Genomic DNA, 13,413 nt, shown 5'->3' with positions numbered 1-13,413 from the left:
AAATCGTCTTTCAAACAAGACGATTTTTTATTTTTAAATGAATATTTAAATTAGGTGTGCTTCACGAAGTAATTCTTCAATTCAAGTACCTTTAAGTTTTTTAAAGCCAAATTTGGCCAGCATTCGGTCATAAAAAGGCATGTGATATTCGCGAATTTTTCGTTTATCGTTTAGATAATAGGCCGCGTTCAATAAAGTGCGAATATTGTAAGCAGAAGGGTAAACTTGAGGGACGGCATGATCAATATCTAGGAGACGATAAACTGCTTCCATCGCAGTTCTTACTGAATATTCGGTGGTAAAGACGGTGTCATATTCAGTTTCTGAAAAATTACCAATGAAGGCCAAGTTTTCTGAACCATTTGGCACTACTAAAGGGCGGTCCCCTTTAGCTCGAGGCATAAAGTAAGAACAAATATAAGGCATATAACATGGAGTGGTATAAGTAGAGTTTAAGGAATATTCTTCAATTTTATCTTCTGGAACTCCCATATGGTACATTCATTCTTGCGCGATTTCGTTACCTGAGCAATCGGTAATGCTTTTTTTAATAAAATCGCCTGGAATATTTGATAATAGACCATAAATTCAGACTGCAATTTGTCCTTCTGGTTGGTTAATAAATTGTGGTTGACGATTAATGGTGTAACTTAAAACTCAACTCGAGTCGACAGCGGTAACAATACCTCCCGTAACAGTTTTTCCTGTAAAAGGATCACGCTTACTGATTTTTTCGATGTAAGGAATAAGTTTTTTATCTAAAGTCATTGTGGTTGCAGAAACAAATCAACTTTCCAAGGGAATGTTTTTATAAAATTTTCACGGACGACCAAATTCGGGACTTTGACTAGCCATTTTTTCCCAAAGTTCCCAACTTCCTCCACGAGCATTGGTTGGCGGAGCGGCTTCATTATTAGTTCCATAAGTGGTACTTTCGGTAATGCTTCCATTAGTAATGAAAACTAAATCATTTTTGTTCAGAGAGACGGTCTTTTTAGCCCCATCTTCAAGCATGATGATTTTTTTGGCTACTTTTGAGTGACCATTCATTTCTACAACAACATCTTCCACCTTTGTGTTGTAATGGAAGTTAACACCTTTTTTCTTGACAAACTTTACTAATGGCTCAATTAATGAATAATATTGGTTATATTTGGTGAATTTCAAAGCAGAGAAGTCTGGCAAACCATCAATGTGGTGAACAAAACGCATAATATAACGACGCATTTCCATGGCACTATGTCATTTTTCAAATGCAAACATTGTTGACCAATATCATCAAAAGTTAGATTTAAAGAATTCTTCAGAAAAAACTTCGTTAATTTTGACATCATCTAAATGACTTTCAGGTGTCATTCACAAATCAACGATTTCCTTGATGCTTTGGGGATCTAAAGTAAACTTTCCATCATCCTCTTTACGTTTCCCGCGTTTTTCAATTAAGCGGCAATAAGAAAAGTTAGGGTCTTCTTGATTCAACCAGTAGAACTCATCAAGAACAGAAATGTTTTCGTTTTCAATTGAGGGAATTGAACGAAACATATCTCAAAGACATTCGAAATGATTTTCCATTTCGCGGCCACCACGCATAATAAAACCATGGCCAGGATGTAAGACACCATCGAGACTTCCTCCTGGCAATTTTAGTTCTTCATAAATATGGATCTTTTTAGGATCCATTTGACCATCGCGAATTAAAAAAACTGCTGCTGATAGTGAGGCAAGTCCACCACCAACAAGATGGGCACTCTTTTGATCAACATTAGCAGGTTTTTTTGGCTTGGCGAAGGCTTCATAGTTTCCGGTAGTATAGTACATATTACCTCCTTATGAGCAGCACCTTGTGCTATCTAAATAAATCTTATAGTTTTCTTAATCGAAGAAACAAAAACATGTCGAAACAAGAAAAAAACAGCCCTTAGGCTGCTAATATTTCTGGCAGGGATGAAAAGAATCGAACTTCCAACACTCGGTTTTGGAGACCGATGTTCTACCATTGAACTACATCCCTATAAAAATAAATCGCACTATGATGTGCGATAGAAATTTTATTGGCAGGGGCAACAAGACTCGAACTCGTGACACTCGGTTTTGAAGACCGATGTTCTACCAACTGAACTATGCCCCTATAAAATTAACACAAAATTATTATACCAAAATAGGACATTAACGACAAGAAATTGTTTATGATGGGTTTTTAATTTTGGTTAAGAATTCAGCCATTTCATCTAAATTTTCGAACCTACTTTTATAGTCATCTGATGTCCCTTTCTCATAAAATTTTTTAATTTCTTCGTTATTTATTTTAAAAAAATTATTTTTTCCTGTTAATACAAAAGTAATTAATGTTGTCAAAGCATAGATTTCATGTTTTTTATCATATTTATCAAAGCCTTCCTCTTGTAGTTTTGGATCATTGTAGAGTATGCCCTTCATTTTTGTTCCTTGTGATGTTAATGGTCTCTCTGGATTTTTTACTAACCCGAAATCTGAAATCTTAGGAATAACCATTTCATCATACTCTTTAATCATAATGTTGTTGGAACTAATATCTCGATGTAAATAGCCCTTTTTAATAATGTAGTCAAAACCTTTTATTATTTTGCTGGCAAGATTTTTCCTTTCTTGGAAAGCTAATTTATTATTATTTTTAGTAATATATTTCTCTAAAGTTTGTTCAATAAATTCCATTGAGTAAATATATCCGTTAGGGTCTAATTTATAAACCTCTAATATAAAAGGGTGGTTCAGCTTCTTCATAGTTTCAAATTCATTTATAAATCTTTTCCTTTCTTTTTCTGTTGAATCTTCATTTAAATATTTTGACGCAAAAAATTTATCGAGTGATTCGTCATAATATTTGTAAACTTTTGCGTAGGAACCTTCGCCAATTAAGCCCCTATTATTTTTTTCATCTTTTATATTAGAAAGTGAACCTTTTTTTTGAAAAAGTGCTTCAGTTCTTATTATCTCAATTGGCTCTAAATCTTGTGGCAAAGAAGTTCCTCCATAAGGTTCTAATATATGCAATAATTTTTGGAAATAATGTTTATATGACTTAATAATATCGAATGAGTAATTGGTTTTTTTACTACTTTCTTCCAAGGCTAAAATATTTTCAATCAAGTCCGATAAATGTCTTGAATTTGCTGCTCAAAAATGTTGATTATTGGGACTATTCTTGTAAGTCCTTGAATTTAATTGTTTTAACTCACTATTAATTTCTAAATGGAAAAATGTTAACAACTTCTCCATTTCCACTTCATTAAAATCCATATATTTTTTCATTATGTTTTCGAAGTTTACTGTCTCATCTACCGATAACTCGCTAATTCTATTTCCATAAACTTCGTAAAGTTCTGCAACTTTTTCTTTAATACTAGCCACTTTATAACCTCCTTGATTAATTGAATCTAAACTATATTGATTCGAATAATTAATATTCTAGGAACAATAATAACTTATTTTAACAAAAGTCTATTCCCTATATGGTTTTTTGTATAAACAATAAGAAATTACTCTTCGGAAAAAAATTCCATTACTAATTACTTTTAAAAAATAATTTATCAATGAAAATAATAAAGAAGGGTAAGGAATTTTTATATTTTTATTTTTGTCTTCATTAAAGAAATTTGCGATAGTTAAGAACAAACTTTTAATTAATTTAAAAGGAGAAAAAAATGCCCAAAATTTTCTTAGATTTATATTTAAAAAGTTATCATTTCACACCGAAACTGCATAAAGGCCACCAATCAAGAATCGGGTGCCGGCAAAACATTTCGAAATCTAGTTATAAACCGAGGGAAAATCAAGTGACAAAAGCCTTAATTAAAACTTGGGCTTGTCTTTTACTAGGACCTTAGTGAACTGTCTTTTTGTCAAAGAAACAAATTATAGATTGCACTCAAAACTTTGTACAAAGTTCTTTAAAACAAGGGTGATATAAAAATATTAAGATAATAAAATCTTCAATAAAATTGATTTGGCAAAAACATTGTTCTTTAAGTAGTTATGATGATTGCAATTTGGAATGGAAAGTAGATATCTATGGAAAAACAAATGAAAGCAGCTGTCGCCAAAAAATATGGTGATCCTCTAGTAATAGAAATGGTTAATGTGCCCAAAGTTGGAGTTGGCCAATGTTTAGTTAAAATCAAAGCGAGTGGAGTTTGTCATACTGATTTACATGCCGTAAACGGGGACTGACCGATTAAATCAATCTTACCATTAATCCCAGGTCATGAAGGCGTAGGAGAAGTAGTTGAAGTTGGTCTTGGTGTTAGTGATGTTAAAGTGGGCGATCGTGTTGGCATCCCTTGGTTATTTTCTTCTTGTGGCACTTGTGAATTTTGTCAAACCGGACGTGAAACAATTTGTGAAACGGCGACTTACGGTGGTTATTCCGTAAATGGTGGTTATGCCGAGTATTGTGTTGCTGATGCCAAATACGTTGGAAAAATTCCGGCTTCACTAAGTTATGAAGCTGCCGCTCCGATAATGTGCGCAGGAGTGACAACTTATAAAGCTTTAAAACAAACTAAGGCAAGTCCGGGTCAATGGGTTGCAATTTATGGCATTGGTGGCTTAGGCCATTTAGCTGTGCAATATGCAAAAGCAATGGGCTTCAAAGTGGTAGCTGTCGATATTGATGATAAGAAACTTGAATTAGCCCAAAAGTATGGGGCGGACATGGTAGTTAACTCTACCAAAGTAGAGTCAGGCAAATTTATTAAAGCGCAAATGGGTGGTGTGCAAGGAGCTATTGTGACGGCTGTTTCTAAAAATTCCTTCCGAGAAGCTTATGATGCTATCAAAAATGGCGGTTCACTAGTGGCCGTCGCCTTACCACAAGGCTCAATAGAATTACCAATCTTTGAAACTGTTTTAAAAGAAATTCATATAACTGGTTCACTCGTAGGCACCCGCAAAGATTTGCAAGAAGCTTTGGATCTTGCTGGCCAAGGTAAAGTGAAGGCAGAGTATGTTCTTGATAAATTAGAAAATATTAATGACATTTTCAACAAAATGAAAAGTGGTGAAATCATTGGTCGTACGGTAATGCAATTGACTTAGTCTACATTAAGTCAAAATAATAAGTTTGTTAGATTTAACCAATAAAAAACTTCTGGAAGAAATTACCAGAAGTTTTTTATTGGTTACTTTAAAACTATTTTTCACTTACAAAGTAGCTTAAAGAAAAAGAGATTTGTAAATTTTCTTGTTCAATAGGGATGTTTGGAGTAGTGACTTTGAATAATTCGACTTGTTGATATAGACCACAAACTTGGTAATGAAGAACGGCTTGCAAATCTCGGTTATCACGAGCGGTGAAAAGTAACGAAGTTTCTTGAAAAACGACTTCATCAGCATTTAAAAGCATCCCTAAATTTGTGAAAGCTATTGAACTAATATAACCGAAGGCCAAAGGTAGTCCTTCTGCATTATTTACTCCTCAAGTTGGAATCCCATAAAGATTAACTTTTTTGCCTGTTTCTTTATGAATATTATTTAAATCTTGGATTAAATTTAATAAATTAGGTAGCGAAAAATCTTGAGTTTCGCCAGGACTTAAAGAGTAGCTAATCTTGTCAATTGATTCGGCAAAATCATCTTGCGTAGCATTAAGGCTATGATTAGTATTGGTAACGTTATGAGTTGTGAGAAGAGGGTTAATACTTGCTCCAGAAAAGGCAAGAGCACTTCCAAATAAAGTCAATAATTTCATCATAATAATCACCTCCACCAGCAATTATGAACTTTTTAACCCAAAAATAATAAATTTTTAATAAAAATATTTCTGAATATTAAAGCAAATTATTAGTTAGCCTTGGCTGACTAATAAGGACTGCAAAACTATTTAGTCTACCAAAAAGCAAAAAGAGAAGGACTTATTGATTAGATAAACTTTAGTGGTCTAACAAAACTTTAATAGACTAAGCAAAATTGAAAATTTCATTGCTTTGTCATTAAATTTTAAAGACGGCTTTAACTTGCTTAAAAACCTAGTTTTTAAGCAAGTTTATGTTATAATAATATATGAGATTTTGTGTCAATTGCTATACCTGAAAAATGGTATAGAGGAAACTCCACGCTTGCACAATCTGCGATGATTGTAGTGTTTGTGTTGAACGAAAAAATAAGTTCAAGCACCGGTATTGGTGACGGCAAAAGAAACCTACGGTTAAGTAATTAACTATGGTGAATTTGAAGTGCCACAGAGACGAGTAAAGGGAAACCTGGAAATGGAACGCGGTAAACCCCACAAGCAAGAAACTCAAATTTTGGTAGAGGAACTTGGCGTCCGGAAATGAATGGACAACGGGATCGTGAGCGTTAGCAAACGATAGATAAATAATTGACCCTTAATTAGCAATAGTTAAGGAACAGAACGTGGGTTATACGAGATCTCCCTTTTTTTTATTGAATTGTGGTAAGTGATATGGAGAAACCATGGAAAAAACCATTCAAGAAATTATTGCTTTTTTAAAAAAACAAGATTTAACTTGAGCTACTTGTGAATCTTTCACTGGTGGTGGTTTTGCCAATGCCATTACTAATATTCCTGGAGCAAGTCAGGTTTATTGGGGTGGTTATATCACTTATTCCAAAACCGCTAAGATTGCCTTAGGTGTCGCGGAACGAGTCATTAAAAAAGATGGATTAGTTGCAGCTGCAACAGCTTTAGAGATGGCCCTAGCTACTCAACGCCAAACCAATGCTGACTTGATAGTGAGCTTTACTGGCAATGCCGGTCCTACTGCCCAAGATAATGGTCAAGTTGGTCAAGCATTTGTTGGTTGTTGATTCCAAGGGAAAACCCATGTTTGAGAGTTTTTTTATCCCAATTTATCTCGAAAAGCTTTTAAAGAAAAAATCATTGATGAAACTTTGCTTTTAATTTGAGATTTTTTACAAGAAAACTAAAACTTACCTAATCTCTTATAGAAGGATGAGGTAAAGCATGAAACTTCAAGTCAAAGACAAAGACACGAAAGCTAAAATAAATATTAACAATACTAGTTTAGGAGAGGCGACATCCTTGAATGAAAAAAAGATTTGAAATCCAGAATTACTAGATGAAGTAATTAAGGATATTGAAAAACAATTTGGTAAAAATGCCATTATGCATCTTGATACTGCTGAAGAAAACTTAAGGGTAGAGACAGTTTCATCAGGAAGTTTTTTGATTGACCAAATCTTAGGAGTTGGTGGCTACCCTAAAGGTCGGATTATCGAAATCTATGGTCCAGAATCATCGGGAAAAACAACCTTGGGTCTTCATGCAATTGCAGAAGTCCAAAAAAAAGGCGGTGTTGCTGCTTTTCTTGACGTCGAACACTCTTTAGACCCGCGTTACGCCCAAAATCTTGGCGTTAATCTCAAGGATCTTTTGGTGTCACAACCAGATTATGGAGAACAAGCGTTAGATATTCTTGAGATGCTTGTTAAATCCAATCTAGTGGGCATTATTGTTTTAGACTCTGTTGCTTCCTTAACTCCTAAAGCAGAGTTAGATGGCGATATGGGTGACCAAACAATTGGTCTTCAAGCCCGTTTAATGTCAAAGGCACTTCGTAAATTAAACGGTATTATTGCCAAAACAAACACTATTGTAATTTTTACCAACCAACTCCGCGAAAAAGTAGGTGTAATTTTTGGCAATCCCGAGGTAACTCCGGGCGGGAGAGCGCTTCGCTTTTATTCATCAATTCGACTAGAGGTACGTAAGGGTGAGACTATCACTGAAAATACGGACATCATTGGTAATCGGGTTAAAGTAAAGGTCACCAAAAACAAAGTTGCGCCACCTTTCAAGACAGCTCTTATTGCTATTAAATACAACGAAGGCATTGATAAGCTTGGAGAAATTTTGGATCTTGCTTTAGAAACTAACTTGCTCCAAAAATCTGGTTCCTGATATTCTTATGAAAACGAGAAAATTGGTCAAGGTCGACAAGCAACTTTAAAGTGATTAGAAAATAAACCTGAATTAATTGATAAATTCAAAGAAACTTTTCAGAATTTCCAAACCCAAAAAAAAGAGTAAAATTTTACTCTTTTTTTTGGGTTTGGAAACCAACGGCCCTTATTTTTATTTTTTATATTTCTCAAAGCCATTTTTCTGGATTTTTTTTTTCAATTTTTGGAAGTTTTAACTATTTCACTATTTATAATTTTTTATATTTTAATATAATGCCAATTCAAAATAAAAAGGGAGCTCCATGAAACGTTTACTTACGTTACTAACGGCCATTGGTTTTACAACCACTACCGCAGTGCCCGTCGTGGCTTGTTGTAAAACAAATACAAATAATTCAGGTATAAAAGACTTAGGAACTTTGCAAATAAGGCAAATCAATTTGCCTATACCCAAGGCAACCTCTTACACTTCCAAACAAGCAAATTTTGTTATCAGTATGATGACCCAAAATATTAATGACCAAATTAACGAAGATACCAAGTTTAAAAATAACATTCAAAATCAAGATATGATTGACTATACTGATGATTTCACCACGAATATTGCCGATTTTATCAAACCAGACGAAACTGTTAAAATCGATGGTTCAGGTGAAATCCAAATCAATATTTCCGCTAACCAAAATTCGAAGATATTGACAGGAAAAACTAATGCAACTATAAAATTTAATCCCAACACGCAATTAGCAAGTGTCATCAATAATACTAATTTGGGCGAATTCCAAACTGAGCCAACAGCAAGCGACATTATTGGAGCTTTATCAGCCTTAAACCCACAAGCACTTATTGATGAGGATGAGGTTGAAGTTCTTGCTTCATCAATCAATCTTAATGGGGCAACAGTTAAGGCTATTGACTCTAATAATAGTTTGTATGAAGGTCAAATAAATGTTACTTATAAAGTTGTGGGGAAAAAACAATTAAGTGAAGTGATTACTAATACTTCACTAGGACTCGTCAATGACGCCACTAATGAAACTATTCTAAATGCCATTAACCAACTAAACCCTGAAGCAAATTTAAAAACAACCGATGTCACGATTGTTACTAATAGTGCCAATAATGGTGCTACCATAACTGCCACCGAAACTAGTAATTATCAAGGTTCTATAGACGTTACTTACACAATCAGAAAACAATTAAGTACCGTAGTTACTAACCTTGACCTTGGTAATATTGATAACAATGCCAATGCAACTATCTTAGCGGCAGTTAATGCGAAAAACACCGATGCGAACTTAAAAACTTCGGATGTTCAGATCGCTGTTAATAGCGATAACAATGGCGCAACTTTAACTGCTACCCAATCTAGCCTCTATCAAGGCTCAGTGACTGTTACTTTCACTGTAAAAACAGCCTTAGATTCAGTAGTTAAAGTTACTGCGCTTGGTAATTTAGATAATGCTGATGATGACACTATTTTAGCAGCTGTCAATCAAGCAAACAGTGGATTAAAACTAACCACTGCTGATGTTTCAATTAAAGTTAATGATGACAAGAAAAGTGCTACTTTAACTGCTAATCCTGATGGGAATTATCAAGGCTCAGTGACTGTTACTTTCACAATTAAAATAACTTTAGATTCAGTAGTTAAAGTCACAGACCTTGGTAAGTTGAATGACACTGATAATAACACTATTTTAAATGCTGTTAACCAAGTCAATAGTGGTTTAAACCTAACCAATAATGATGTCACAATTGCTATTAATGAGAATAAAGATGGTGCGACATTGACTGCAACCTCATCTAGCCTCTATAAAGGCTCAGTGACTGTTACTTTCACTGTAAAAACAGCCTTAGATTCAGTAGTTAAAGTTACTGCGCTTGGTAATTTAGATAATGCTGATGATGACACTATTTTAGCGGCTGTCAATCAAGCAAACAGTGGATTAAAACTAACCACTGCTGATGTTTCAATTAAAGTTAATGATGACAATAAAAGTGCTACTTTAACTGCTAATCCTGATGGGAATTATCAAGGCTCAGTGACTGTTACTTTCACAATTAAAATAGCTTTAGATTCAGTAGTTAAAGTGACTGACCTTGGTAAGTTAAATGACACTGATAATAGCACCATTTTAAATGCTGTTAACCAAGTTAATAGTGGTTTAAACCTAACCAATAATGATGTCACAATTGCTATTAATGAGAATAAAGATGGTGCGACATTAACCGCAACCCCGAATGGCAATTATAAAGGTTTTGTAAATGTTACTTTCATTGTTAGAACTCAATTAAGTTCTGTAGTTACAAAAACAAACCTTGGACCTATAATCAAAGCTGACGCCACAACCATTTTAAATGCTGTTAACCAAGTCAATAGCATTAATTTAAATGCCTCGGATGTTGATATCCAAAATATCAACAATAGTAGTGCTACTTTAACTAGTACCTCATCTAGCATCTATCAAGGCTCAGTGACTGTTACCTTTACTATTAAAATAGCTTTAGATTCAGTAGTTAAAGTCACTGACCTTGGTCCTATAGATAAGGCAGATTCAGCTACTATCTTGGCTGAGGTTAACTCAGTTAACGACTTAAACCTAACCAACAATGATGTAACTGTTGTGACTAACCCCGACGATAAGAGTGCTACTTTAACTGCTAATCCTGATGGGAATTATCAAGGTTCTGTTGAAGTGACCTTCACTATCAAAGCTACGTTGGAATTAGTAGTTAAAGTCACTGACCTTGGTAATTTGGACCCAGTCAATGATGAAACTATTTTAGATGCAGTGAATGCTAAAAACACTAATGTTAGTTTAAAAGCATCGGATGTCACGATTGCGATTGATACTGACAATAAGAGTGCTACTTTAACTAGTACTTCATCTAGTATCTATCAAGGCTCAGTGACTGTTACTTTCACAATTAAAATAGCTTTAGATTCAGTAGTTAAAGTGACTGACCTTGGTAAGTTAAATGAAGCTAACAACACCACTATCTTAGCTGCTGTTAATGCAGCCAATAAAGGTTTAAACCTCACTACTAATGATGTCACTATCATCATCAATGTGACTCAAGATGGCGCTAATTTAACCGCTACCGAAACTAGCATATATAAAGATTCGGTATCTGTTACTTTCAATATTAGAACTCAATTAAGTTCTGTAGTTACCAACTTAAATCTTGGTAATATTGACAATAATTCCGAAGCAACTATTTTAAATGCAGTTAATGCAGCCAACGGTTTAAAACTAACCACTGCTGATGTTTCAATTAAAGTTAATGATGACAATAAAAGTGCTACTTTAACTGCTAATCCTGATGGAAATTATCAAGGATTAGTGACTGTTACCTTTACTATTAAAATAGCTTTAGATTCAGTAGTTAAAGCCACAGACCTTGGTAAGTTAAATGACACTGACAGTAGCACTATTTTAGCAGCTGTTAACCAAGTTAATAGTGGTTTAAACCTAACCACAAGTGATGTCACTATTAAAGTTAATAGCAATAGTAGTGCTACCATAACTGCCACCGAAACTAGTAATTATCAAGGTTCAGTTGATGTCACTTTCATTGTCAGAACCCAATTAAGTTCAGTAGTGTCAAAGACAAACCTTGGATCCATAAATAAAGCTGACTCAACAACTATTTTAGTTGCTGTTAATCAAGTCAATGGTATTAGTTTAACTACTTCAGATGTTGATATTCAAATTATCGGAAATGATAGTGCTACTTTAACTGCCACACAATCTAGCCTCTATCAAGGCTCAGTGACTGTTACTTTCACAATTAAAATAGCTTTAGATTCAGTAGTTAAAGTGACTGACCTTGGCAAATTAAATGACGCTGACAATAACACTATTTTAGCTGCTGTTAACCAAGTCAATAGTGGTTTAAACCTAACCACTATTGATGTCACTATTAAAGTTAATAGCAATAGTAGTGCCACTTTAACTGCTATTGAAACTAGTAACTATCAAGGTTCAGTTGATGTCACTTTCATTGTCAGAACTCAATTAAGTTCAGTAGTTACTAACCTTGATCTTGGGGATATTGACAATTTAACCGACGACATTATTTTAGCTGCTGTTAATGCTAAAAACCCCAACGCTAACTTAAAAGCTTCTGACGTTAATATCGAAATAACAGGAGATAATGAGGCTACTTTAACCGCTACTTCAACAGGTGTCTACCAAGGCTCAGTGACTGTTACTTTCACTGTCAGAACCCAATTAAGTTCTGTAGTTACTAATCGCGATCTTGGGGCCATCGACAATTTAACCGATGACATTATTTTAGCTGCTGTTAATGCTAAAAACCCCAACGCTAACTTAAAAGCTTCTGATGTTAATATTGAAATAATAGGAGATAATGAGGCTACTTTAACTGCCACCCAATCTAGTATCTATCAAGGCTCAGTGACTGTCACTTTTACAATTAAACCGACTTTAGATTCGATAGTTAAAGTAACAAATCTTGGTCCTATAGATAAGGCAGACTCTACTAATATTTTAGCTGCTGTTAATGTTAAAAACCCAAGTGCCAACTTAAAAGACACCGATGTCACAATTCAAATTGGCGGAAGTCAGGATAAGGCAATCTTAACGGCTACTAAAGAAAGTGCTTATGAAGGTACAGTAAACGTCACTTTTACAATTAAGGCAACTTTAGATTCGATAGTTAAAGTAACGGCACTTGGTATTTTAGATAACACTGATGATGAAACAATTTTGAATGCCGTTAATGCAGTTAATAAAGATTTTCAACTAACAAGTGATGAAGTTACTATTGTTGTTAATAATGATAAGACTGGTGCTACACTAACGGCCAATCCCAGTAGCATCTATCAAGGGTCGGTAGACGTCACGTTCACTATTAAACAAGATTTGGACACAGTAGTTGTTGACCGTAACCTTGGATATATTAATAACAATGAATTATCAACTATTCTAGAGGCTGTTAATCTACAAAATCCCAACGTCAACTTAAAGGAAACGGATGTTACCATTGATGTTAAAGGGGAAAATAATGCCACTTTAACTGCTACACAAACCAGTAATTATCAAGGTTCGGTAGACGTCACTTTCAACATTAGAGAACAACTAGATTCTGTAATTACTAATTTTGAGCTTGGTGAGATTGATAACACTGATCCGGCCACTATTATAGCTGCAGTTAATGCTAAAAATCCCAACGCTAACTTAAATGTTAGTGATGTTACGATTGTAGTTAACTCTAACAATACATTTGCCACTTTAACTGCTACTAAATCGAGCATTTACCAAGGATCGGTAAACGTTGTTTTTACGATTAAAACCCTTTAGTTTCAGACGTTATTAGATACCACTTTTAAACTTGGTTAAAACCTAAAACAAAGTCCAATTTAAGTCAATCTAAGTAATTGCGTGATTGGCAAATTTAAAACATGGTTAAAAATTTTCAAATCAAAAAATAAGAGTAAAATTTTACTCTTATTTTTTGATTTGA

At 34.3% G+C, this 13,413-nt stretch carries 7 protein-coding genes, 2 tRNA genes and 1 other RNA gene; 5 read left to right on the top strand and 5 right to left on the bottom strand.

Translation table 4 applies throughout. The annotated features are described in order from the left end of the window. Positions 1-45: 45 nt before the first annotated feature. The 4 genes from EFREU_RS02145 to EFREU_RS02130 all read right to left on the bottom strand — a co-directional run bounded on the left by EFREU_RS02145 (position 46) and on the right by EFREU_RS02130 (position 3,387). A complete protein-coding gene (locus tag EFREU_RS02145; protein WP_100609408.1) occupies positions 46-1,818 on the bottom strand; it encodes an oleate hydratase in 1,773 nt (590 codons plus the stop codon). 118 nt (positions 1,819-1,936) lie between these two features. Continuing rightward, positions 1,937-2,011, bottom strand: a tRNA-Trp gene (locus EFREU_RS02140). A 41-nt stretch (positions 2,012-2,052) separates the two neighbouring features. Then, positions 2,053-2,128 (bottom strand) — tRNA-Trp (locus tag EFREU_RS02135). Between the two features lie 56 nt (positions 2,129-2,184). Continuing rightward, positions 2,185-3,387, bottom strand: a complete 1,203-nt coding sequence (locus tag EFREU_RS02130; protein WP_100609406.1) for a protein kinase domain-containing protein — start codon at positions 3,385-3,387, stop codon at positions 2,185-2,187. Positions 3,388-4,059: 672 nt separating this feature from the next. Between EFREU_RS02130 and adhP the strand changes: the two genes are divergently transcribed. Further along, positions 4,060-5,073: an alcohol dehydrogenase AdhP gene (adhP, locus tag EFREU_RS02120; RefSeq protein ID WP_100609818.1), complete on the top strand. Its 1,014-nt coding sequence runs from the start codon at positions 4,060-4,062 to the stop codon at positions 5,071-5,073. A 94-nt stretch (positions 5,074-5,167) separates the two neighbouring features. Here the strand turns inward: adhP and EFREU_RS02115 are convergent, their stop codons facing one another. Continuing rightward, entirely contained in the window at positions 5,168-5,728 is a 561-nt protein-coding gene (locus EFREU_RS02115; RefSeq protein ID WP_100609402.1) for a hypothetical protein, read from the bottom strand. A gap of 313 nt (positions 5,729-6,041) precedes the next feature. Between EFREU_RS02115 and rnpB the strand changes: the two genes are divergently transcribed. From rnpB to EFREU_RS02095, 4 genes are all read left to right on the top strand, one after another. Then, positions 6,042-6,403: RNase P RNA component class B (gene rnpB / locus EFREU_RS02110), an RNA gene on the top strand. A 47-nt stretch (positions 6,404-6,450) separates the two neighbouring features. Next, entirely contained in the window at positions 6,451-6,924 is a 474-nt protein-coding gene (locus EFREU_RS02105) for a CinA family protein (RefSeq protein WP_100609400.1), read from the top strand. 37 nt (positions 6,925-6,961) lie between these two features. Next, a complete protein-coding gene (recA, locus tag EFREU_RS02100; RefSeq protein WP_100609398.1) occupies positions 6,962-8,047 on the top strand; it encodes a recombinase RecA in 1,086 nt (361 codons plus the stop codon). A gap of 175 nt (positions 8,048-8,222) precedes the next feature. Next, complete coding sequence (locus tag EFREU_RS02095; RefSeq protein WP_100609395.1) at positions 8,223-13,250, top strand: DUF7941 domain-family protein; 5,028 nt, start codon at positions 8,223-8,225, stop codon at positions 13,248-13,250. Positions 13,251-13,413: the final 163 nt, after the last annotated feature.

It is taken from the genome of Entomoplasma freundtii (assembly GCF_002804205.1).
Lineage (GTDB): Bacteria > Bacillota_I > Bacilli_A > Mycoplasmatales > Mycoplasmataceae > Williamsoniiplasma > Williamsoniiplasma freundtii.
Note: the sequence above shows the minus strand (reverse complement) of the source record. Positions and strands in the feature narration are given on the sequence as shown.